This window comes from Streptomyces sp. 891-h, assembly GCF_022760275.1.
Classification (GTDB): domain Bacteria; phylum Actinomycetota; class Actinomycetes; order Streptomycetales; family Streptomycetaceae; genus Streptomyces; species Streptomyces spirodelae.
Genome location: NZ_CP050693.1, coordinates 5237130 through 5260288, shown reverse-complemented (window position 1 = coordinate 5260288; position 23159 = coordinate 5237130). Strand labels below are relative to the sequence as shown.

General features: G+C 72.2%; 21 protein-coding genes. 14 read left to right on the top strand and 7 right to left on the bottom strand.

Annotated elements, in window-relative coordinates; genetic code table 11:
• Positions 1–50 precede the first annotated feature (50 nt).
• The 4 genes from HC362_RS23060 (at position 51) to HC362_RS23045 (ending at position 3719) form a co-directional block, all read left to right on the top strand.
• Positions 51–998 (top strand): ACP S-malonyltransferase, encoded by a 948-nt coding sequence (locus HC362_RS23060; protein WP_243085891.1) that lies wholly within the window; start codon positions 51–53, stop codon positions 996–998.
• Positions 999–1020: 22 nt separating this feature from the next.
• On the top strand, positions 1021–2055 hold the full coding sequence (locus tag HC362_RS23055; RefSeq protein ID WP_243085890.1) for a ketoacyl-ACP synthase III: 1035 nt from the start codon (positions 1021–1023) through the stop codon (positions 2053–2055).
• A gap of 70 nt (positions 2056–2125) precedes the next feature.
• Positions 2126–2374 (top strand): acyl carrier protein, encoded by a 249-nt coding sequence (locus HC362_RS23050; protein ID WP_209263290.1) that lies wholly within the window; start codon positions 2126–2128, stop codon positions 2372–2374.
• A 79-nt stretch (positions 2375–2453) separates the two neighbouring features.
• Complete coding sequence (locus tag HC362_RS23045; RefSeq protein WP_243085889.1) at positions 2454–3719, top strand: beta-ketoacyl-[acyl-carrier-protein] synthase family protein; 1266 nt, start codon at positions 2454–2456, stop codon at positions 3717–3719.
• Positions 3720–3841: 122 nt separating this feature from the next.
• Here the strand turns inward: HC362_RS23045 and HC362_RS23040 are convergent, their stop codons facing one another.
• Both HC362_RS23040 and HC362_RS23035 read right to left on the bottom strand, forming a co-directional pair.
• Complete coding sequence (locus HC362_RS23040; protein ID WP_243085888.1) at positions 3842–4774, bottom strand: NAD(P)-dependent oxidoreductase; 933 nt, start codon at positions 4772–4774, stop codon at positions 3842–3844.
• A gap of 131 nt (positions 4775–4905) precedes the next feature.
• On the bottom strand, positions 4906–5400 hold the full coding sequence (locus HC362_RS23035) for a DUF3145 domain-containing protein (protein WP_099880502.1): 495 nt from the start codon (positions 5398–5400) through the stop codon (positions 4906–4908).
• Positions 5401–5803: 403 nt separating this feature from the next.
• On the opposite strand from HC362_RS23035, the gene HC362_RS23030 reads away from it, so the two are divergent.
• Complete coding sequence (locus tag HC362_RS23030) at positions 5804–6673, top strand: SGNH/GDSL hydrolase family protein (RefSeq protein ID WP_243085887.1); 870 nt, start codon at positions 5804–5806, stop codon at positions 6671–6673.
• Positions 6674–6781: 108 nt separating this feature from the next.
• Here the strand turns inward: HC362_RS23030 and HC362_RS23025 are convergent, their stop codons facing one another.
• Positions 6782–7210 carry an organic hydroperoxide resistance protein gene (locus tag HC362_RS23025; protein WP_243085886.1) on the bottom strand — a complete coding sequence of 143 codons (429 nt, stop codon included), beginning with the start codon at positions 7208–7210 and terminating at the stop codon, positions 6782–6784.
• Positions 7211–7339: 129 nt separating this feature from the next.
• Positions 7340–8389 (bottom strand): NADP-dependent oxidoreductase, encoded by a 1050-nt coding sequence (locus tag HC362_RS23020; protein ID WP_243085885.1) that lies wholly within the window; start codon positions 8387–8389, stop codon positions 7340–7342.
• Between the two features lie 88 nt (positions 8390–8477).
• Between HC362_RS23020 and HC362_RS23015 the strand changes: the two genes are divergently transcribed.
• Positions 8478–8921 (top strand): MarR family transcriptional regulator, encoded by a 444-nt coding sequence (locus HC362_RS23015; protein ID WP_243085884.1) that lies wholly within the window; start codon positions 8478–8480, stop codon positions 8919–8921.
• Here HC362_RS23015 and HC362_RS23010 read toward each other — a convergent pair.
• Entirely contained in the window at positions 8890–9543 is a 654-nt protein-coding gene (locus HC362_RS23010; RefSeq protein WP_243085883.1) for a TetR/AcrR family transcriptional regulator C-terminal domain-containing protein, read from the bottom strand. The two genes, HC362_RS23015 and HC362_RS23010, sit on opposite strands and share 32 nt — an antisense overlap.
• 130 nt (positions 9544–9673) lie before the next feature.
• Between HC362_RS23010 and HC362_RS23005 the strand changes: the two genes are divergently transcribed.
• Positions 9674–10066 carry a cupin gene (locus tag HC362_RS23005; protein ID WP_243085882.1) on the top strand — a complete coding sequence of 131 codons (393 nt, stop codon included), beginning with the start codon at positions 9674–9676 and terminating at the stop codon, positions 10064–10066.
• Positions 10067–10104: 38 nt separating this feature from the next.
• On the opposite strand, the gene HC362_RS23000 is transcribed toward HC362_RS23005, so the two are convergent.
• Together HC362_RS23000 and HC362_RS22995 are read right to left on the bottom strand one after the other, a co-directional pair.
• Positions 10105–11331: a PucR family transcriptional regulator gene (locus HC362_RS23000; RefSeq protein ID WP_243085881.1), complete on the bottom strand. Its 1227-nt coding sequence runs from the start codon at positions 11329–11331 to the stop codon at positions 10105–10107.
• A 2-nt stretch (positions 11332–11333) separates the two neighbouring features.
• Positions 11334–11618 carry a hypothetical protein gene (locus HC362_RS22995; RefSeq protein ID WP_243088951.1) on the bottom strand — a complete coding sequence of 95 codons (285 nt, stop codon included), beginning with the start codon at positions 11616–11618 and terminating at the stop codon, positions 11334–11336.
• A gap of 311 nt (positions 11619–11929) precedes the next feature.
• Between HC362_RS22995 and HC362_RS22990 the strand changes: the two genes are divergently transcribed.
• From HC362_RS22990 to HC362_RS22960, 7 genes are all read left to right on the top strand, one after another.
• Positions 11930–12889 (top strand): DUF3068 domain-containing protein, encoded by a 960-nt coding sequence (locus tag HC362_RS22990; RefSeq protein WP_243085880.1) that lies wholly within the window; start codon positions 11930–11932, stop codon positions 12887–12889.
• A 271-nt stretch (positions 12890–13160) separates the two neighbouring features.
• A complete protein-coding gene (locus HC362_RS22985; RefSeq protein ID WP_243085879.1) occupies positions 13161–14588 on the top strand; it encodes a glycosyltransferase family 4 protein in 1428 nt (475 codons plus the stop codon).
• Between the two features lie 7 nt (positions 14589–14595).
• Positions 14596–15324: a class I SAM-dependent methyltransferase gene (locus HC362_RS22980; RefSeq protein ID WP_243085878.1), complete on the top strand. Its 729-nt coding sequence runs from the start codon at positions 14596–14598 to the stop codon at positions 15322–15324.
• Positions 15321–19895, top strand: coding sequence for an alpha-(1->3)-arabinofuranosyltransferase family protein (locus tag HC362_RS22975; protein ID WP_243085877.1), 4575 nt, complete (start codon positions 15321–15323; stop codon positions 19893–19895). The genes HC362_RS22980 and HC362_RS22975 overlap by 4 nt, the downstream gene beginning before the upstream one ends.
• Entirely contained in the window at positions 19892–21370 is a 1479-nt protein-coding gene (locus HC362_RS22970) for a condensation protein (protein WP_243085876.1), read from the top strand. Before HC362_RS22975 ends, HC362_RS22970 begins: the two co-directional genes overlap by 4 nt.
• Positions 21367–22146 (top strand): class I SAM-dependent methyltransferase, encoded by a 780-nt coding sequence (locus tag HC362_RS22965; RefSeq protein ID WP_243085875.1) that lies wholly within the window; start codon positions 21367–21369, stop codon positions 22144–22146. The genes HC362_RS22970 and HC362_RS22965 overlap by 4 nt, the downstream gene beginning before the upstream one ends.
• Positions 22146–23159: a DMT family transporter gene (locus tag HC362_RS22960; RefSeq protein WP_243085874.1), complete on the top strand. Its 1014-nt coding sequence runs from the start codon at positions 22146–22148 to the stop codon at positions 23157–23159. The genes HC362_RS22965 and HC362_RS22960 overlap by 1 nt, the downstream gene beginning before the upstream one ends.

The window sequence follows — 23159 nt, the reverse complement described above, 5'->3', positions numbered from 1 at the left end:
GTCTCGGTCCCCACCGGCCGGGACCCGTGCCCACAGGAGAGAGTGAAAGAGTGCTCGTACTCGTCGCTCCCGGCCAAGGCGCTCAGAAGCCTGGCCTGCTGACCCCCTGGCTCGAACTCCCCGGCGTCGCCGACCGGCTCGCTCAGTGGTCGGCCGCCATCGACCTCGACCTCGTGCACTACGGCACCGAGGCCGACGCCGAGGCGATCCGTGACACGGCCGTGGCCCAGCCGCTGCTGGTCGCCACCAGCCTGCTGTCCGCGTACGAACTGCTGGAGGGCGAGCCCACCCAGGACGCGCCCGGCCGGGCCGCCGACGTCGGCGCGTTGGCCGGCCACAGCGTGGGCGAGCTGGCCGCCGCCGCGCTGACCGGTGTCCTCTCCCCGCTGGAGGCGCTGCGCGTCGTACGCGCCCGGGGTAAGGCGATGGCCGAGGCCGCCGCCGTGACCGAGACGGGGATGTCCGCGGTGCTGGGCGGCGACCCGGAGACGGTCACCGGGCATCTGCACAAGCTCGGTCTGACGCCCGCGAACATGAACGGCGCGGGCCAGATCGTGGCCGCCGGTACCGCCGAACAGCTCGCCGCGCTGTCCCAGGACCGCCCCGAGAAGGCCCGGGTCGTCCCGCTGAAGGTCGCCGGAGCCTTCCACACCGACCACATGGCCGGTGCGCTGCCCGCCATGGAGGCGGCCGTCGAGGACGTCACCCCCGGCGCCCCGCTGACCCGCTACGTCTCCAACTTCGACGGCCAGGTCGTCGAGTCGGGACCCGAGGTCGTCCGCCGCCTGGTGCACCAGATCTCGGCGCCGGTGCGCTGGGACCTGTGCATGGACACGTTCCAGGAGCTGGGGGCCACCGCGCTGATCGAGCTGTGCCCCGGCGGCACCCTGACCGGCCTGGCCAAGCGCGCCCTGCCGGACGTACGGACGCTGGCGCTGAAGTCGCCCGACGACCTCGCCGCGGCGCGGGACCTGCTCGCCGCTCACACGTCCGCCTGACCTCCAAGGAGTCCCGAGAAGCATGACCGCGAAGATCAAGCCCGCGCAGGGCTCACCGTACGCGCGCATTCTCGGCGTCGGCGGATACCGACCGACCCGCGTCGTACCGAACGAGGAGATCCTCAAGCACATCGACTCCTCGGACGAGTGGATCCGCTCCCGTTCGGGGATCGCGACCAGGCACTGGGCGAACGACGAGGAGACGGTCGCCGAGATGACCCTGGAGGCCGCGGGCAAGGCCGTGGCCGACGCCGGGATCACCGCCGACCAGGTGGGCGCGGTCATCATCTCGACCGTCTCGCACTTCAAGCAGACCCCGGCCATCGCCACCGAGATCGCCGACCGGATGGGCGCGCGCAAGGCTGCGGCCTTCGACATCAACGCGGGCTGCGCCGGCTTCGGCTACGGCCTCACCCTGGCCAAGGGCCTGGTCGTCGAGGGCAGCGCGGACTACGTGCTGGTGGTCGGCGCCGAGCGGCTCTCGGACCTGACGGATCTGACCGACCGCTCCACCGCGTTCCTGTTCGGGGACGGCGCCGGAGCCGTCATCGTCGGCCCCTCCGACGAGCCGGGCATCGGCCCCTCGATCTGGGGTTCGGAGGGCGACAAGCGGGACGTCATCTCGCAGACCATCCCGTGGGACGGCTTCCGGGTGGGCGACGTGGCACAGCTGCCGCTGGGCGAGGACGGCTCGGTGAAGTTCCCCGCCCTGCGGCAGGAGGGCCAGACGGTCTTCCGCTGGGCCGTCTTCGAGATGGCCAAGGTCGCGCAGCAGGCCCTGGACGCGGCCGGGATAACTCCCGAGGACCTGGACGTCTTCATCCCGCACCAGGCCAATATGCGGATCATCGACTCGATGGTGAAGACCCTCAAGCTGCCCGAACACGTCACGGTCGCCCGTGACGTGGAGACCACGGGCAACACCTCGGCTGCCTCCATCCCACTGGCGATGGAGCGGCTGCTGGCGACGGGGAAGGCGAAGAGCGGCGACACCGCCCTCGTCATCGGCTTCGGGGCGGGTCTCGTGTACGCCGCCACGGTCGTTACCCTCCCCTAGTCAAGATCCGAGCAGCCCCGTACGACAGGGTCGGGCGCTGCGGACTCACCGAATACGAAGGAGCGCCGCAATGGCCGCCACGCAGGAAGAGATCGTCTCGGGCCTCGCCGAGATCGTGAACGAGATCGCCGGTATCCCGACCGAGGACGTCCAGCTGGAGAAGTCCTTCACGGACGACCTGGACGTGGACTCGCTGTCCATGGTCGAGGTGGTTGTCGCCGCCGAGGAGCGCTTCGGCGTCAAGATCCCGGACGACGACGTGAAGAACCTCAAGACCGTCGGCGACGCGACCGACTACATCCTCAAGCACCAGAGCTGAGACATCCCTTGACGCGTTTGTCGCCACCCGGCGTGCGGGTGGCTCAAACGAGTCACCCCCTACCGTGGAGAGAATTCCAGTGAACGCGACCAATGACACCGTGGTCGTCACCGGTATCGGCGCAACCACACCGCTGGGTGGCGACAGCGCATCGACCTGGGAAGGGCTCGTCGCCGGGCGCTCGGGCGTCGCACTGCTCGAGGAGGAGTGGGCCGCCGACATGCCGGTACGCATCGCGGCGCGGGCCGCGGTCGAGCCGGGTGAGAGCATTCCCCGTCCCCAGGCCAGGCGGCTGGACCGCTCGGCGCAGTTCGCGCTGATCGCGGCCCGGGAGGCCTGGGCCGACGCGGGCTTCACCGCCCGGGCCGGCGAGGACGCCTCCGTCAACCCGGACCGGCTCGGCGCCGTCGTGGCCTCCGGTATCGGCGGCGTGACCACGCTGCTGGACCAGTACGACGTACTGCGCGACAAGGGCGTTCGCCGCGTGTCGCCGCACACGGTGCCGATGCTGATGCCGAACGGCCCCTCGGCCAACGTCGGGCTCGAGGTCAACGCCCGGGCCGGGGTGCACACCCCGGTCAGCGCCTGCGCCTCCGGCTCCGAAGCGGTGGGGTACGCGATCGAGATGATCCGCACCGGCCGCGCCGACATCGTGGTCGCCGGTGGCACCGAGGCGGCCATACATCCGCTGCCGATCGCCGCGTTCGGCAACATGATGGCGATGTCCAAGAACAACGACGACCCGCAGGGCGCCTCCCGCCCCTACGACGTGGACCGCAACGGGTTCGTGCTCGGCGAGGGCGCCGGAGTCGTCGTCCTGGAGTCGGCCGAGCACGCCCGGCGGCGCGGGGCGCGGATCTACGCCGAGGCCGTGGGCCAGGGCATCTCCGCCGACAGCCACGACATCGTGCAGCCCGAGCCCTCGGGCAACGGCATCGCGCACGCGCTGCAGAACCTGGTCTCCAGGACCGGTCTGGACCCGGCCGAGATCATGCACATCAACGCGCACGCGACCTCCACCCCGCAGGGCGACCTGGCGGAGCTGAAGGCGCTGCGCAAGGTGTTCGGCGACGACGTCGACCACATGGGCATCGCGGCGACCAAGTCGATGACCGGCCATCTGCTGGGCGGCGCCGGCGGTGTCGAGACGGTGGCGACGCTGCTGGCGCTGCACCACCGCACGGCCCCGCCGACGATCAACATCGACAACCTCGACCCCGAGGCCGACGGCGACATCGTGCGCGACACCGCGCGCGAGCTGCCGGCCGAGGGCCGTATCGCCGCGCTGAACAACTCGTTCGGCTTCGGCGGCCACAACGTGGTGCTGGCGTTCCGTACGGTGTGATCCCGGCTCTGTGCCGGTAAGGGGCGGTCTCCTTGGGAGGCCGCCCCTTACATGTGCGCTCATGCGCTCATGCACTGGTGCGCCCTGCGCTCATGCACTGGTGCGCCCTGGCGTGCGCGCTGCTACGCGGAACCCCGGGTATCGCCCCTGCCGTAATCGGAGGCCTCGAAGCTGGCGTAGAACGAGGCCGCCGCGTCGTCTCCGCCGTGCCCCTGCGTCTCGGCGCGTCGCAGCCGATCGGCCATCGCGGGGGTCGCGTCCAGCCGCACACCGGCGTCCCGTGCCGCCCGCGTGATGAGCTCGGCGTCCTTGCGGGCGCCGGAGAGCGGGAAGCCGGCCTCGTAGGCGCCCTCCAGGATGAGCCTGGCCTTCGCCTGCAGGTAGGGCGCGTCCAGCGGGCCTCCCGCGACGGCACCGAGGAAGTCGTCGGCTTCTACGCCAAGCCCCTCGGCGAGCGCGAGCGTCTCGGCGGTGCCGTTGATGAGGGTGAGCACCCAGTTGTTGACCACGAGCTTGAGGCGGCTGGCGGCACCGGGCTCCTGGCCGAGCCACAGGGTCCTGGCACCGATGGCGTCGAAGACGGGGGCCGTCCGCTCGCGCACGAGAGCGCTGCCCGAACCGCCGGAGACCAGGACGGTCAGCTGCCCGGCCTCGGCGGGCGCCTTGGTGCCCAGTACGGGGGCGTCCAGGAAGCGCAGCCCGTGCGCCTCGGCGAACTCGGCCAGCGGCGCGAGTCCGTCGGGCCCCACCGTGCTGGCCTGGATCCACACGGCGCCCTCGACCAGCCCTGGTGCCGCTGCGCGCATCGCAGCCAGCACGGCGGGGCCGTCGTGGAGGGAGGTCAGAACGGTACCGGCGCCGCGTACCGCCTCGGCTGCCTCGTCCGTGACGGTGATGCCGTGGCCGGTCAGCGGTTCGGCGCGGGCGCGGGTGCGGTTCCAGGCGCGGACCCGCAGCCCGGCCGCTGAGAGGTTGCGGGCCATGGCGGCGCCCATGGTGCCGGTGCCGAGCACTGCGACTGAGGTTTCGTCAGGCATGCGGGATTCGTCAGGCATGCGGGAACGGTAGGCGTTCGAGCGCCCTTGAAGGCAAGCGGCACGCATACGGATGTGAGGGCTTCAGGCGTGCGGCGTGCAGCGCGGACGGGCCCGGGGGAGGCGGGCCTCACGACCTGGCGCGGCGGGCCTCAGACGACCTGGTGCAGCCAGCGGACCGGCGCGCCCTCTCCGGCGTAGCGGAACGGCTCCAGCTCGTCGTCCCAGGGCTTGCCCAGCAGCTTGGAGATCTCGGCCTCCAGCTCGCTCTCGCCCCGGCCCGCGCGGGCGACGGCGGCGCGCAACCGGTCCTCGGGGATGAGGATGTCACCGTGCATACCGGTGACCGCGTGGAAGATGCCGAGGTCCGGGGTGGAGCTGTACCGCTCGCCCTCGGCCGTCGCACACGGCTCGGCCGTCACCTCGAACCGGAGCAGATGCCAGCCGCGCAGCGCGGAGGCGAGCTTGGAGGCGGTGCCGGGATCCCCCTGCCAGGAGAACTCGGCACGCCAGGTGCCGGGCGAGGCGGGCTGTCTGATCCAGTCGAGGTTGACGCGCGCGCCCAGCACACCCGCGACAGCCCACTCGACGTGCGGGCACAGGGCGCGGGGCGCCGAGTGGACGTACAGAACTCCACGTGTCGTCACCGGGACCTCCAGTGCGCTCCGAGGGTCGCCACCGGGCGGCCTCGATCACCTACCGGTCACGCGCCGGAAAAGCGCCTGACATTTTGCACCACCGGTCACTTTCCTATCAGCTCCCGAGGTTACGAATAGTAAACACCATTGCGCCCAATTCTCCCCGAAAGGGACAGTATGTGACGCGAGGTAATATTTACCAGTCGCTGTGCCGGTCGACTCACCCACTCACCGACCACGGCACAAGCTATCGCGAGGCGGCGCACGGTGGGTGACGTACCGTCGGTTGGGCACGGGCGAAACAGGGGGTCGGATGACGGAGAGCCGCAAGCCGGGGAACGCACGTCCACTGAGCGCGCGCCCCACCGCGCCGAAACGGTCCCGCACCGCCGCGATCTGCGCTTTCGCCCTGATGACCCTAGCGGGTCTGGTGCTCGCCGTGGCATGCGGCAGCTTCCCCGGTGGAGGCGACAAGCGCGGCGCGCAGCGCGCCGAAGACTCCTCGCGCCCCCACCCGAAACCCACCCCACGGCGGATCTGGGACCGCGATCCTGACTCGCTGGCAGCGGTGGGTGACTCCATCACCCGTGGGTTTGACGCCTGTTCCCTGCTGGCCGACTGCACCAAGGTGTCCTGGGCCACCGGCACGGAGAAAGGCGTCGACAGCCTGGCGCGGCGGCTGCTGAGCGACCCGGCGAAGGAGAGCTGGAACTACGCGGCCAGCGGCGCGGTCATGGCCGACCTGCCCGCACAGATGCGCCGGGCCGCCGCACGCGAGCCGGACATGGTGACCGTGATGAGCGGCGCCAACGACGCCTGCCGCCCCACGGTGGAGCAGATGACCCCCGTCGCGGACTTCCGCGCCGACTTCCGCGAAGGGCTGCGGACGCTGCGCAGCGAGGCGCCCAAGGCGCAGGTGTACGTCTCCAGCGTCCCCAACCTCAAGCGGCTGTGGCGGGAGGGCAGGAAGAACCCGATAGGGCAGCGGGTGTGGGGGCTCGGCATCTGCCAGTCGATGCTCAAGGACCCGCAGTCGATGGCCACGGCCGACCGGGAGCGGCGGCAGCAGGTATACGACCGGGTGGTGGCCTACAACTCCGTGCTCAAGCAGGAGTGCGCCAAGGACCTGCGCTGCCGCTACGACAACGGGGCGGTCTTCAACTACCGCTTCACGGGCGCCGAGCTGAGCAACTGGGACTGGTTCCACCCCAGCAGGGAGGGTCAGCGCAGCCTCGCCGAGCTGGCGTACGAGCAGATCACCGCACGACGCGGCGCCGGATAGCCGCCGGGCAGCACCGCACGGGCAGCACCATCGGGGACGCCGGCCCGGGACCGGGCCGCGGAGCACCGCCCACGCTGCGGCGCTCGCGACCCGGAACCGGGAACCGGGTCAGGCGACGTGCAGCGCGACCTCGATGTTGCCGCGCGTGGCGTTGGAGTACGGGCAGACCTGGTGGGCCTTGTCCAGCAGGTCCTTCGCCGTGGCCTCGTCCACGTTGGGGATCGTGGCGCGCAGGGCGACGGTGAGGCCGAAGCCGCCCTCCGGCGTGTTGCCTATGCCGACCTCGGCGGTCACGGTCGAGCCGGATATGTCGGCGCCCTCCTTGCGGGCGACGACGCCGAGCGCACCCTGGAAGCAGGCGCTGTACCCCGCGGCGAAGAGCTGCTCGGGGTTGGTGCCCGCGCCGCTGCCGCCCATCGCCTCGGGCGGGTTGACGACGACATCGAGCTGGCCGTCGTCGCTGGCCACGCGGCCGTCACGGCCGTTCTCTGCGGTGGCGACGGCGGTGTACTTGACGTCGATCGGCTGTATTGCCATGGATGTCCTCCTGTTGATGGCACGACCGGGGGAACTCGCGCCCAGGTTCCCGCCGGTGCGGGCACCAGCGTAGGTCCTCGGTGCGCGGGCGGAGCAGGGAGCCCGACCGGGAGCCCCGTCCGGCCAGGCTCAGGCGTCCAGGGTGACGATCATCTTCCCGACGTTCTCGCCGCGCAGCAGGCCCAGGAAGGCGTCCAGGGCGTTGTCGATGCCCTCGACCACGGTCTCCCGGTACTTCAGCTCACCGGAGCGCACCCAGGGGGCGACCTCCTCGACGAACTTGGGCTGGAGATCGTAGTGGTCCATCACCAGCAGCCCCTCCATACGGAAGCGCTTTGCGATGATCTGCGCGAGATTGCGCGGGGCCGGGGTGGGCTCGGTGGCGTTGTACTGCGAGATCATCCCGCACACCGCGATCCGGCCGTGCAGGTTCATGGCGGCGATGGCGGCCTCGAGATGGTCACCGCCGACGTTGTCGAAGTAGACGTCGATGCCGCCCGGTGCCGCCTCCTTGAGCTGTTCGGCGACGGGGCCGTTCTTGTAGTTGAAGGCCGCGTCGAAGCCGTACTCGTCGGTCAGCAGCTTGACCTTCTCGTCGGAGCCCGCCGAGCCGATCACCCGGGAGGCGCCCTTGAGCCGGGCGATCTGACCGACCTCGCTGCCGACAGCGCCGGCCGCGCCGGAGACGAAGACGGCGTCACCCGGCTTGAAGTCGGCCACCCGGAGCAGGCCCGCGTAGGCGGTCAGGCCGGGCATGCCCAGCACACCGAGATAGGTGGAGAGCGGGGCGGCCTCGCCGTCGACCTTGGTGGCGTACTTGGCCCGCAGCGTGGCGTACTCCCGCCAGCCCATGTCGTGCAGGACATGGTCACCGGGCGCGAAGCCGGGGTCCTCGGAGGCGAGGACGACGCCGATGGCGCCGCCGGTCATCGGCTCGTTCAGCCTGAAGGGCTCCACGTAGGACTTCGCCGCGCTCATCCGGCCGCGCATGTACGGGTCCACCGACAGATGGATGTTCCGCACCAGGATCTGCCCCTCGGCCGGGGCACGGACCGGCTCCTCCCGCAGCGCGAAGCCGTCCGGTGTGGGCCAGCCCTGCGGCCGCTCGGTCAGATGCCAGGCGCGTCCGGTGGCCGGGATCTGATGCGCGGCGGAGTCGGGGGATACGGATGAGGTCACGGTGTCGCCTCCTGCAATTGCTTCAGCTACTGAAACAACCATGCTCCTGGATATTTCATGTTGTCAAGCATTGCGCTAGGCTGGTCGCATGGCAGCAGCGGAGAGTCGCACCCCGGACGCGCTCACCATCGAGGTGGCCGAGCTGATCGGCACGGTGGTCGCGCGCTATCACGAGGAGTACGAGCTGGCCGCTGCCGAGCACGCGCTGACCGGTGCGCAGGCCCGGGTCCTGGCCCTGCTGGCGCGGGAACCCACCCCGATGCGGCAGCTCGCCCGCCACCTCAAGTGCGAGCCGTCGAACGTGACGGGCATAGTCGACCGTCTCGAGTCGCGCGGGCTGGTGGAGCGCAGACCCGACCCCGCCGACCGCCGGGTGAAGATCGCAGCGGCCACCGAGGAAGGGCGCGCGACGGCGGCGCGGCTGCGCGGGGAGCTGGACTTCGCCGGCGAACCCCTCCAGGAGCTCACCCTCGCCGAACGCAGGCTGCTGCGCGATCTGCTCAAGCGGATGCTGGGCGAGCCCCCGCGCTGAGCCCGGCCACCAGCAGGTCGAGACCCGCCCGGAACTCCTCGGTGCGGTCGCCCTGCGCCGAGGCCGTGGCGATCTCCACGACGCGCGGATAGCGGTCCGCCGGGAGCGTCCGGCCGCGTTCGATCACCTCCTGGGCCGAGCCGCCCGTCAGACTGAAGGAGTCGGCTCCGGCCTCGCCCTGCGTGAAACCGATGACGAACCCGGTCACCAGCCGGAAGGCCACCAGCAGATCCCGGCCGGACCTGCCGCTTCTGGCCAGGGCCTCCAGCATCCGCTCCCCGAAGTCGAGGGTCGCCCCATCGGTGGTCCGGCGCGCCACGATCAGCGGCACCACCTGGGGGTGGCTGCGGATGGTGGACCAGTAGGACTCCGCGAGGGCGCGCACCTCCTCGCGCCAGTCCGCCGCCGGCTGCGGCGGATAGCCGACGTGCCGGACGACCGCCTCGATGACCAGCGACTCCAGCCCTTCACGCCCGTCCACGTAGTTGTAGAGCGTCATCGGGCCGGTACCCAGCCGCGCGGCGAGTGTGCGCATCGAGAGGCCGCCCAGCCCCTTCTCGTCGGCCAGCTCCAGCGCCGCCGAGGCGAGTTGCTCCCTGCTGAACTTCTTCGGTGCGGGCACCGGCGATCCACCTTTCCGACTTTCCCGATCTGTCTGCTCACATCGTCGGCAGAGCGGGACTTGACTACGTACGGCGTACGTGTTCCACTGAAATCCGATCACGTACACCGTACTTGATGAGGGGGCGGCAATGACCGCGGTGGATCTGTTCTCTTCCATGTTCCGGCTCGGCCCGGCAGGCGACGTCCGCGCCGAGGAGCGCCGGATGTCGCCCGACCTGGACGGCTGGACGGTGATGACGCTGCACGTCGAGAGCGACGCCGACGCCCACCCCGAGTCGTGGGAGCAGCACAGGGACGGCGAGGAGGTGCTGTGTGTGCTGACCGGCGCGGTCCGGATCTACTTCCGCGCGGACGACGACCCGCAGGACCCCGACGGGGAGCTGGTGGCCAGGCTCACCCCGGGCACGGCATTCGTCATACCCCGGGGCCGGTGGCACCGTACGACGGTCGAGGAACCGAGCGACATCATGGCGTTCTCGCGAATAGCCGGGACGCGCATGGAGCGGCGCGCCGGCTGGTGAGCGGCAGCACGGGGCGGCGTGGTGGCCGCTGCCCCGCGCTAGGGCGGTCCCAGCTCGCCGCGTAACCGCATCGACCGCAGCACCAGTTCCAGTTCGAAGCGGCTGTCGGGGTCGTCGATCTCATCGCCCCACAGCTCGCGGATCTGGCGCAGCCGGTAGCGCACGGTCTGGGGGTGCACCCCCAGGCGTCCGGCGACTTCCGGGGCGCCCCCGCGGGTTTCCAGCCAGGCCAGCAGCGTCTCGGCCAGCCGCCGGCTGTGGGCGGGGCCGCAGGACTCCAGCGGCGCCAGTCTGTGCCGGGTCAGCCCGGCGATCAGCTCCTCGGGCGGCAGCAGCACAAGAGCCTCGGTGTACTCGGTGCAGTAGAGCAGTTCCCCACCCGGCAGCAGCCCGCGCTCCATCAGACCGACGGCGGCCTGGGCCCAGCCCAGCGACTTGGCGGCCTCAGCCAGCGGCACCGGAGGCCCCACAGCGCCGGACCAGCCGGCGACGGCGCGGCGCAGCCGCTCCGGCCTGCCGGGCGCCTCCGGCTCGGGCACCACCATGCGGGGCTGTTCGCACTCCATGTCGAGCAGCACCTCGTCCCCCACGGCGGGCGGGACGGCCGAGCGGGCGGGGCGCACCAGGACGGCGACGGCGACGGTCTGCGGCAGCCGCCAGCCGATACGGGCGGCGCGGTCGGCGAGCAGATCGGCGCGGTCCGAACCGCCGCGCGGCGGGTGGTCGGACAGCAGCAGATCCAGCAGCCGGCGCTGGAGGCGCAGCCGCTCACCGGCCTGCCGTGCCGCGGCCTCCGCGTAGCCGCGCACCGACTCGGCCACCAGGCCGTCGAGGTACTGGAACCCGGACTCGGCCAGCTCGTACATCGCGGGCGGCGGTATCTCCATCTGGGTGCCGATCTCGGCGAAGCGGCGCCAGGCCAGCCGGATGCCGAGCCGGTAGATGGCCTGCAGCGAGTCGAGGCTGCGCCCGTGGAGGACCTCGCCGCGGCCGAACTCCTGGAAGACCTGCGGCGGCACGTGGGGGGCCTCCAGACCGGTGGCCAGGTTCTCCACGAAGTGCTCCAGCGCGCGCCGGATTCCGACGAGCGCCATCGGCTCGCCCGACTCGTCCAGCACCAGCGGCAGGCCGGGGTACTCACGCCGGATGGCGGAGAGGATGTCCTGGGCGAGGACCGGCACCTCGGCCATGGCACGCTCGGCGAACTGCCGTACCCGCAGCGGTGGTACGTCCTGCCAGGCGGAGCGGGCGGGCGCGGACGTCACCGTCACTCACCCGGCGCGGCGGAGGACGTCGAGGGCGCCGCCCTGTCCCGCTCGCCCGGGGAGGGGGCGGGACTCTTGGACGGGCTCGCGGACTCGCTCGGTGAGGCCGACGGCAGCGCCGACTCGCCGAGTCCTGGGACCTCGTCCGGTGACGAATGGAAGTGCACCAGCGGCACGTTGGGCTGCTCGGGTGTGGCGTCGAGCGCGGCGACGATCCCGAAGCCCGTGCCGACGGCGAGACCGGCGGCGGCCACGCAGACGAGCGTGGCGGCGAGGAGTCTGTGCATGGCGGAGGCGAACCTCTCTTCGTGGGTGCCGTGGTGGCCGTTACCCGCCGCGCCAAGGCGCGACTGTCCGGTGTGACGGCCCCGCCCCAGGAGCCAACCCCTTGTGAGTTGCCGAGTGTCGATGGGCATTGACTCCGTGTCAAGGGACGGCCTACGGTTTCCGGCCCATACGGACCGTCCAGACGAACCGACCTTTCCCTTCACGTGGTTGGGCGGCCCGTCATCGAACGTGCACTTCCCCGTCGTAGCGCCGCACCTGCCGCAGGACCGCCCCTGTGTGCGGGCCAAGACCACCCTCGGAGTGCCCCGTCATGCGCCGTTCCGCATCGCCTCTCGGCCTGGTCCTGCTGGGCCTGGGCGTCTTCCTGCTCGTGCTCTCTCCGATGCTCGCCTGGTACGTCGAACCACGCGCCAAGCGCACTCCCACGGATGTGAACATCACCTCGGTCTTCACCGGCACCGGCACCTACTTCGACCAGCAGGAACTCAAGCCGAAGAGCGGCCAGAAGCTGACCGTGACCCGTCGCGTGCTGGGGGATGTCGCGGCCAGTGAGAAGAGCGGGCGAGCGGTGTGGAACGTCTCGCAGGCCATCGACAACCCCAGGACCCGGAAGCTGGACGACCCGCGCAAGTCGTTCCAGTGGACGACCGAGCGTCTGGTGACCGACCGCAAGAGCAACCGGCCGGTCGACTGCTGCCGTGCCAAGCCGAGGAACATCGCCGGAGAGGCCTATCTGAAGTGGCCCTTCGACGTGGAGAAGCGCGACTACGCCTGGTGGGACAGCAGCCTGGGGGCGACGGTTCCGCTGCACTACAAGGGCGAGGCGAAGGTGCAGGGCTACCAGGGGCTGCGGTTCTCCGGCACGGTGGAGCCCACCCGGGCCGGTACGCGGCAGGTTCCCGGCGTCCTGGTGGACCGTCCCGACAGCGGCCAGGTGAACGCCGAGGAGTGGTACTCGAACTCGGGCCTGGACTTCATCGTCGACCAGCGCACCGGACGCATCCTCTACGCGGCGACGGGGCCGAAGCTGGTGCTGCGCGCGCCGGGCGGCAAGGCCGACAAGGTGACGCTGCTGCAGAGCGACAAGCTGGCCTTCACCGCGAAGACCCAGCGGGAGGCCGTCGGCCTGGCCAAGGACGACAACTCCCGGCTGCGGCTGGTCGGCAGCGTGGCTCCCATCGCAGCGGTGACGGCCGGCGGGGTGTGCGCGGCGCTGGGTGCCGTACTGGTGGCCAGGCGGCGCCCGGCCCCGTCGCCGGCAAATGGTTGAACACGCGACAGAGCGCGAAGTGATGAAGCATCAGCCTCATTCCGGAGCAAAGTTGTCACTCCGGTGAGTAGCCACCCTCGAACGCAGCGGCGAACACTGAGCCATCCGACGCGCACCGCCCCGCACAATCCGCGCGCACGGCCCCCGCAAAACCTTCCCACCTCCTGCGAGCCACCTCCCTACGACAACACCCCTACCGCAGCACACCTCTTACCGCAGAACACCCCTACCGCATCGTCCCCACCGCACCCTGAGACGAGTTGGAGCACCGATGCCCCAGCACGTACAACCCTCCCTGGTCCCCCCACACGACCGGCACGCAGCGCTCGCTCCCGCGCCCGCCACCGGGCAGGGCTCCACCCCGCGCAGGCAGCGTCCGGCCGATCCAGGGTCCCCCCGCCGCATCGTCTTCCTGGCGCGGCGCGATCTGGGCAATCCGGCCGCCGGCGGCTCCGAGCTGCTGATCGACCGGATAGCCGAGGGGCTCACCCACCACGGCCATCAGGTCACCCTGCTGTGCGGCGGCCCGGCCGCCTACCGCGACTACCGCGTCGTGTCGGCGGGCGGGGACGCCACCCACTTCCTGCGCGCCCGCAGCGCCTTCTCCCGGCAGGTGGGCGACTGCGATCTGCTGGTCGAGGTGTGCAACGGCATGCCCTACCTGGCACCGCTGTGGCACCGCGGACCGACGCTCTGTTTCGTCAACCATGTGCACACCGACCTGTGGGGCATGCGCTACCCGGCGCCCGCCGCGCGGCTCGGCCGGCAGCTCGAACACTGGGCGCTGGCCCGCAACCACCGGCACAACCTCAAGGTCGCCGTCTCCGGGTCGACCGCGCGGGCGCTGACCGAGATCGGCGTGCCCGAGCAGGAGATCCGTATCGTCCCCAACGGCGTCGAGGAGCCAGGCCCGCCGCACCCCAAGGCGCCCGAGCCGCGGTTCCTGGCGATGGGGCGGCTGGTCGAGTACAAGCGGGTCGATCTGCTGCTGCGGCTGTGGGAGCGGGTCAGACCGGTCACCGGCGGCCGACTGGTCATCGTCGGCGACGGCCCCGAGCGGTCCGCGCTGGAGGCCATGGCCGGACCGGACGTCACCTTCACCGGGCACATCAGCGAGGGCGAGAAGCACCGGCTGCTGTGCCGCTCCTGGCTCCTGCTGCACCCCTCGCTGGTGGAGGGCTGGGGACTGGTCGTCACGGAGGCGGCTGCGCGCGGCACTCCCACGATCGGTTTCGACATCCCCGGACTGCGCGACTCCGTGGAAGACGGGGTGACCGGGCTGCTGGCGCGCGGTGAGAGCTCCTTCGCCGCGCACTGGTGCGCGCTCGCGCTGTCGGCCGAACGCCGGCTGGCGCTGGGCCGCGCGGCAGAGCGCAGAGCCGCCCAGTACCGCTGGGCGCACACGGTGCGCAGCTTCCGGGCCGTCGCGGCAGAGGCGTACGCCCGCGCCGCAGGCACTCCGGCAGCGGCCGGACGCACCGACAGCCGCACACCCGGCGGCACCGACAACCCGACGGACAGCCGCACTCACAGCCGCACGGACAGTACCCCGGACGGCACCCCGGACAGCCGAACCGACAGCCCAACGGCCGGCCCAACAGCCGACCCACCGGCCGGCCCGACCGACCCGGAACCCGGGCAGAACCCCGGCCCCCGCAGCCCGCACGGCGCCCCGCGCCACGTCCCCCTGGGGCGGTGACAGGGCGGTGCGGGATCCCTCCATCAGACGATCCGTCGCGCTCTTCCGTGCCTTCCTGCGCGAGCAGTCCGACCCGGAGCACTGCTACGGCCTGCTCGCGCGGGACGCGGTCGGGCAGGTGGAGCGACACATCCCGGTGGAGGGCCGCACTGTCGTGGACATCGGCGGCGGCAGCGGGCACTTCACCGAGGAGTTCCGCCGCCGGGGAGCGCACTGCTATCTGTTCGAGCCGGATGCGGCGGAGCTGCACGCGGGCGGGCGCAGACCGCGGGGCGCGGTGCTGGCAGACGGCTATCTGCTGCCGCTGGCCGACGGGGTGGCGGATGTGTGCTTCGCCTCCAACGTCCTCGAACACGTTGCGGACCCGCGGACGTTCCTGTCCGAGATGGTGCGGGTGACCCGCCCGGGCGGGCTGATCTATGTGTCGTTCACCAACTGGCTCTCCCCCTGGGGCGGCCACGAGACGGCCCCCTGGCACTACTTGGGCGCCGACCGTGCCGGTGCGCGCTACCGGCGGCGTACCGGGCGCGCCCCCAAGCACACCCTGGGCGTGAATCTGTTCGCCGTGCACATCGGCCCCACTCTGCGGCATGTGCGTGCCCGGGACGACGTCCAGCTCGTCGCAGCGCGCTCCCGCTACTGGCCATTCCTCGCGGGCGCCATCACCCGGGTGCCCGGACTGCGCGAGTTCGCCACCTGGAACCTCCTCCTCATCCTCCGGCGGTGTCCCTCATGACCACGACCGTCCAGGCGCCACCTCAGGCCCCGGCCCCGTCCCCCGGGCCCGCTCCCGCCCCGGAGCGGCCCAGGAGCCGGCGCTGGCTGTTCGGTTTCTGGGCGGTCGTCCTGGTCGCCTTCCTGGCCAAGTCGCCGGGGAAGATGACGTTCGAGACGAAGCTGGGCGTGGCGGCCGACCCCTGGCAGTTCCTGGGGGACCTCGGGCAGCTGTGGCACGACCGGGGCGGGTTCGGCGGAATCGCCGACCAGTACGCCGGCTATCTCTTCCCCGCGCTGCCGTACTACGGGCTGACCGACCTGCTCCAGATGCCCACCTGGCTGGCCGAACGGCTGTGGATGTCGCTGATCGTCTCGGCGGCGTTCTGGGGCGCGCTGCGGCTGGCCGAACGGCTCGGTGCCGGCACCGGCCCCACCCGGCTGACGGCCGCCGTGGTCTACGCCCTGTGGCCCACCTACACCATCGTGATCGGCTCCACCTCGGCCGCGGCGCTGCCGGGCGCCGTACTGCCATGGGTGCTGCTGCCGCTGACCTCCGCCCTGGTGGCGCCCCGGGTGGCGGCTGCCCGCTCGGCGCTGGCGATCCCCTTCATGGGCGGTGTCAACGCGGCCTCCACGCTGGCGGCTCTGCTGCCGGCGCTGCTGTACGTCGCCACCCGCACCGGACGCACCCGCCGCACTCTGCTGGCCTGGTGGCTCCCGGGCGTCGTCCTGGCCACCATCTGGTGGTGGGTGCCGCTGCTGCTGCTCGGCACGTACGGCGAGGACTTCATGCCGTACGTGGAGAACGCCGAGACGACGACGAGCACCATGTCGGCCACCGAGATGCTGCGCGGCAGCGGCAACTGGACTGCCTATCTGCACTTCGGCGAGGCGTGGTTGCCCGCCGGATGGGCGGTGGCGGCGGGCCCGCTCGCCATCCTGGGCGGCGCTTTCGCGGCCGCGCTGGGCCTGGCCGGGCTGGCCCGGCGCGACCTGCCGGAGCGCCGCTGGCTGCTGCTGACGGTCGTGACGGTCACCGGCATCATGCTCGCCGGATACGGGGGAGCGCTGGGCGCGCCGTTCGCCGAGCAGATCCAGGGCTGGCTGGACGGCTGGCTGCGCCCCTTCCGCAACATCTACAAGTTCCAGCCGGGACTGGCCCTCGCGCTCGCCCTCGGTCTCGCGCACCTGACCGCCGTCGTTCCCGGCACCCGGGGCAGCAGAGCCGCCAGAGGCGCCAACGGCTCAGGGCCACCGGGACGCGGGCTGCTGCTGTGGGTGGCGACGCTGGCCGTACTGCCGGGGCTGTGCCTGCCGTACGTCACCGGGGACGTCCTGCAGCCGGGCGCCTTCGACAAGCTGCCCAGGCACTGGCAGCAGACGGCGGACTGGCTGGAGAAGCACAGCCCGCACACCCGCGCCTACGTCACACCCGCGACCGCACACGGCGTCTACACCTGGGGCTCCCCCATCGACCAGCCGCTGGACGTGCTCGCCGAGTCCCCCTGGGCGCAGCGCGACTACGTGCCGTTCGGCACGCCGGGCAACCGCAGGGCGACCGACGCGGTGGAGCAGGCCCTGATGAGCGGCGGCGAAGTGCCCGGCCTGGCCGACTTCCTGGCCCGCGCGGGCCTCTACGACATCGTCGTACGCAACGACCTCGACCCCGACCAGATGGGCTATGTGCCGCCGCAGATCGTCAAGCGCACCCTGGAGGCTTCCGGCTACCGGAAGGTGAAGGCTTTCGGCCCGACGCTGACCGGAGGCCGTATCCCCGAGGGAACGCCCGTGCAGGTCGCGGGCTTCTACCCGCGCCAGCGTGCCGTGGAGATCTACCAGCCGACCGGAACGGCACGCCCGGACAGAGCGGCACTCGAGCCGGTGTCCCTTACGGCCGAGGTCAGCGGCGGCCCGGAGGCGCTGCTGCCGCTGGCGGGCGACCCGCGGATCAAGGGCAGGCCGACCGTGCTGACCGGCGACAACCACCCCGGTCTCGGCACCCCGGCCCTCCACGTCAAGGGCGACGGCCTGCGGCGCGCGGACACCCGCTTCGGGCTGGTCAACACCAACACCTCGTACACCTACACCGCCACCGAGCGGAACCATCCCGACAGCGTGCAGCAGCCCGGTGAGAAGCCGAAGCAGATCCTCCCGGCCGAGGGCACCCGGCACCAGACGACGTCCGTACTGCGCGGCGCCAAGTCGGTGACGGCCTCCAGCAGCGGCAACTGGCTCTTCCACCTGCCGCAGTACGAGCCGGTCGGCGCCTTCGACGGCAATCCGGACACCGCCTGGGCCGAGGGCACGGCGGGAGAGCCCGAAGGCCAGTGGATCAAGGCCGAGTTCCGCGGGAGCGTGGACATCCCCCGCCGGATCGAGGTGACCCCGCTGCCCGGTGACGCCACCCGAGCGGCACCCACCCGGGTACGGGTGGAGACCGAGCACGGCAGCGCCTCCAGCTTCCTGCGGCCCACCGGTGAACGGCAGCAGATCAAGGCACCGCGAGGTGCGGCACGGTGGCTGAAACTGACCATCACCCAGGCGCAGTCGCCGCGCGCCGGGCTGTCCGGTGCCGGGTTCTCCGAAATCAGCATCCCCGATGTGCAGGTGACGCGGCTGTTGAAGCTCCCCGCTGACGCCGAGAAGGCCGGTGCGGACAGTGAGCTGATCTCGCTGCACCGGGGCGACGATCCCGGCGGCCTCTCGCCGGTCGCCGCCGAGGTGGGTCTGCACCGGAAATTCACCACTGCCGCGAGCTCCGACTACGACATACGGGCACGAGCACTCCCGGTGCCGGGCGGCGAGCTGGACCGGCTGCTGGACGAGGCGGCGCCCGGGTCGCGGGACCGGATCACCGCGTCGGTCGACTCGACGGCCAGAACCGGCACCTCGCTGGGCGCGCGCAATCTGGTGGACGGAAACCTCTCCACCGCGTGGATCGCCGGGGACAAGCCGACCATCCGGCTCGAGTGGCCCGGGAAACGGAAGATCGACGAGATCGTCCTCGCCCCGGCGGGCGGGATCTCAGCGGCGGCCGAGGAGGTGCGGATCAGCTCACCGGACGGCGCGACGACAGCCGCGGTCGACAAGAACGGCCAGGCCCGCTTCGAGCCGATCGAGACGGACAGGATGACGCTCACGGTCACCAGGACCAAGCAGCTCACCGTGCACAACCCGGTCGCGGACCGGAAGCTCCAGCTGCCCGTCGGGCTGAACGAGGTCTATCTGCCCGCGCTGGACGACTTCCGGGTGCCCGCCCCTGACGCAGACCAGAAGTTCGAACTGCCCTGCGGCAAGGGCCCGGTGCTCGCCGTGGACGGCACCCTGCACGCCACCAAGGCGGCCGGCAAGGTGCGCGACCTGACGCAGCGCCGCCCCATCGATGTGGAGCTGTGCGCCGGCGAGGCCGAGGACGGCAGCCTCGAACTGGACGCCGGGGCCCACACCGTGGAGAGCGGGGACACGGGCCCGCTGGCCATCACCGATGTGACGCTGGGCAGCGGCGAGGAGGGAGCCGCCCCGCAGGCCACCGAGGAAGCGGGCGCCTCTGCGGAAGAGGGTGCCTCGGAGGCGGCCACCGGCGAAGCGGGCGCCTCCGCTGAAGCAGCGGACCGCAAGAGCGTCGTCCGCGACTGGGCGGGCGACGAGCGCACCGTCGAGGTGGGCGACGGTCCCGACGCCTACCTCCAGATGTACGAGAACGCCAACGACGGCTGGAGGGCCACCCTCAACGGCAAGGAACTGCGTCCCCTGCGGATCGACGGCTGGCAGCAGGGTTTCCTGGTGCCTGCGGGTGCGACGGGCACGGTGAAACTGGAGTACCGGCCCGCCACCTGGTACCACGCCGGGTTCCTCGCGGGCGGGCTGGGACTCGCCGCCCTGTTGTGCCTCGCCTTCATCGGCATGCGGCGCGGTACGCCGCTGGGCGAGGAGCGCCCCGATGCGGTGCCCGCACCCGGCCGGGTCCTCGGCACGGTGGTGCTCACCCTGGTGGTCGCGCTCGTCGCGGGCCCGTACGCGCTGGTCGTGCCCGCGCTGGCGGTGGCGGCTCGGCTCCGGCCCAGGGTGCTGGCGCCGGTGGCGCTGGTGGCCATGGCCGGTGCCGGGGTGCTCGCGGCGCTGGGTGCCGGATCGGCCTTCGCCGACGGGCGGGGCGCCTTCGGGCACGCGGCGCAGGCGCTGGCTCTGCTGGCACTGGCCGCCGCGCTGGTGACGCTGCCCGCCAGGGAGCCGGAGCCCGCCCTCGCCTCCGAGCGGGGTCCCGGCGCCTCCGAGCAGGGCCCAGGAGCCGCTGAGCCGCCTCCAGGGGCCCCGGAGACGCGGCCGTTGGCCCCCGAGGCCGGGCCGCCGCTCCCGGCCGCGCCACCCGCGCCGTACGCGCCGCAGCACGACGGGCCGCACGCCGGGCAGCAGCCGCCGTACGACCCGGAAGCCGCGACGGCGCAGCTGCCGCCCGTGCCACCCGCCGACGCGTACGGCGAGCACTCCGCGGCCCCTCCGGAATCGCCCGCCCCGCCCGACGACCCGCGGCCCGACCCGCGGCAGGCCCGTCGGCACGATCCGCACGAGGGGGAGGGAGCCGCCCCATGACACCACCGCACAAGGGCACGGGAACCACGGGCTCGTCGGCACCCGTCGTCGTATCGGGTGGCGCGGCGCCGAAGGCGTCAGCGGCGGGTGCGCCCGGTGAGGGCAAATCCGGTGCAGAGCAGCGCATTCCGTTCCCCACCGTCGACGAGATCACCCGGCACTGTCTGGACGACGACGAGCCGGAAACGGTGCATGTGGAGATCCATCTGCCCGGACTGCCCGATCCGGACCGGCTGCGTGCCGCGTTCGCCGAGGCGATGCGGCGGCATCCGCGCATCCTGCTGCGGCAGGCGCCCACTCGCTGGTGGGCGCCCCGGTACGAATGGGTGCTGACCGAACAGCCCGACCGGGACCCGGTCTCCTTCCCCGGCGGCACCCTGGAGGAGGCGCGCTGCCGGGCGCTGGCGCAGTGCCCGTCGCTGGAGGCCTCACCGCCGTTCCGCGCCGAGGTGATCGAGGGGCACGGGGGCGGGTGCGTGCTGCTGGTGACGATCAACCACACGGCGCTCGACGGCCCGGCGTGCCTGCGGGTGGTGGCGACAGCGGCCGAACTGTACGGCGGCGCCGACAACTCGCCCGCGCCACCGCCCGTACGGACCGCCCCCGCTCAGCAGGGCGGCGCGGACGAGCGGCCTTCGCCGGGCGGGCGCCTGTGGACGCGACCCGCCCGCGTCGCGGCGGACACCCGGCATCCGGCAGCGCCCGGCAACGGCATGCTGATCGCCGAACTGCCGGTGCCCGCACGACCGTCCCGCACCACGGGCCTGCCGGCTCCCTACACCGTCAACGACCAGCTGCTGGTGGCCACCTGGCTGATGGTGGCCCGCTGGAACAGCGCCCATGAGCGCCCCGTACGTCCGGTGCGGATCACCATGCCGGTCGACGACCGGCCCCGCACCCTGGAGATGCCGATCGGCAACGGCACCCGGCTGGTGGAGGTCACCTTCGGGGCACAGGAGCGCGAACTGCACCGGGTGCTCACGGCCCCCGGCGCACCCGACCGGGAGGCGGTCGAGCGGCTGCTGCGGGCGACCGCGGCGCGGACCCGCGCGCTGAAGTCCGTACGCCGTCCCCAGCTCGGTTTCAGCGGAGATCTGCTGACCACCCCGCTGCTGCCCGTGGGGCTGCGTGCGGCAGGCATCCGTACGCTGCGCAGGGCTGCGGGTCCATGGGCCTCCACCACTCTGCTGTCCAACATCGGCCGCATCCCCTACCCGCTGGACTTCGGTGACGCGGGCCGCGCACGTGCGGTGTGGTTCTCGGCGCCGGCCAAGGTGCCGCGCGGACTGTCGGTGACGACCGTCTCGACGGGCGGGCGGCTCCAGTTGGCGCTGCGCTGGTCGCACGCCCGGCTGGACGACAGCGCGGGAGAACGCCTCGGCGCACTGTTCGCCGAGGCGCTGGCCGCCACCTCGTACACGCCCCGCGAGACGCCGTGCGAGGCGGCGGAACCGGACGAGGAGCCCGCACCGTGAGCGGCGGCACCAGCAGCCTCCGGCAGCTCTACGAGGACCCCGGGACGCCGGTCGCCTCCGGTGGGGACCGTGCGCGCCGCCAGGCGGCGATTCTGGCGCGCGCTCTGGGCAGCACCCCCTCGACCGTCCTGGACATCGGCTGCGGTGACGGCAGTGCGGCGGCCACCGCCGCCCGTTCGCTGCCGGGACACCGCCTCGTGGGCGTCGACTGGTCACAGGACGCGCTGCGCCGCGCCTCGTCCCGTCTGACGGCCGTACGGGGCGAACTGTCTGCGCCCGGCCTGCCCTTCGCGACGGGCTCGGCCGACGCGGCGCTCTTCTCGGAGGTGATCGAGCACCTGGTGGACCCGGACGCCGCGCTGGACGAGCTGCACCGGGTGCTGCGCCCGGGCGGGCATCTGCTGCTGTCCACCCCGAACCTCGCCGCCTGGTACAACCGCGCACTGCTGTTGCTGGGCACTCAGCCGGTCTTCTCCGAGGTGTCACTGCGCGGCATCCACGGCCGCCCCGGCTCGCAAGTGGTCGGCCATCTGCGGCTGTTCACCGCTCGTGCGCTGCGCTCGATGCTGCCGGCGGCCGGTTTCCGCGTCGTACGGATCACCGGGGCGCCGTACCACGACGTGCCGCGCCCGCTGCGCGGCCTGGACCGTGCCGCCTGTCATGTTCCGTCGCTGGCCTCCATCCTGCTGGTGCACGCGCGGGCGGTCCCACGGCGGGACGGGCCGCGGGGCTCCGGGGCACCGCGCCGGGAGCCGCCCGGGGAGGAGGGCGTCTGATGCTCTGGGGCGTCGCGGCGGCGCTGCTGGCCAATCTGCTCTTCAGCGCGGGTTTCGTCATCGAGAAGCGGGCGCTGGGCTCGCTGCCGCCGCTCTCCGCAGGACACCCCGCCCGGCTCGTGCTGCAGCTGCTGCGCAGTCCGCTGTGGATGGCGGGCGCCGCCTCGCTGCTGCTGGGTTTCGCGGCGCAGCTCGCCGTCTACCGCACGCTTCCCCTGGTGGCCGCCCAGGGGCTGTTCGTCACCGGCCTGGTGATGCTCCTGCTGCTGTCCGCGCTCTTCCTCGGCGAGCGGTCCGGCGGGCGCGAACGGCAGGGGATGGTGGCCATTCTGGCCGCACTGCTGATGATCGTTCTCTCACTGCACGACAGCTCCGAGACGATCAGCAAGCTGGCGCCCGTACCGGTACTGCTCGTCATCTGCCTGCCGTCCCTGGCGCTGGGTCTGGCCCTGTTCCTGTCGGCTGAACGGCGCTCCCGGCGGCGCCACCGGCTGCCGACGGCCGGTGTGCCCTACGGAGTCGCGGTGGGCTTCCTGTACGGGGTCAGCTCGCTGGCCATCAAGGGCGTCGCCGGGCTGCTCGATCCCGACGACCCGGGCGGCACTGTGACGGCGCTGCTCACCTCGCCGTACCCGTACCTCCTGCTGTTCACCGGTTCGACGGGGCTGGTGCTCTCGCAGACGGCGCTGCAGCGGTGCCGCGCCTCTCTCGTCGTGCCGGTGTGCACCACCGTGAACTTCCTCTACGCGACGGTCAGCGGCACCGTCGCCTTCGCCGAGCCGCTGCCCGACGAGCCGCTGCGGCTCGCCCTGCGGCTGGGCGGCGCGGCGCTGGCCATCTGCGTCCTGGTCCTGCTGCCCCGTCACGAGACGGGCACCGCGCCGGGCGCTCCGCAGTCGCCCGGTACGGAGCCGGCACCAGGGCCCGTACCGAAGGCCCTCCCTCCCGCCGGGCGTCCGCTGTCGGCGACGCTGCCGCCCGCGCACCCCGAAGACGCACCCGAAAGGCAGTGA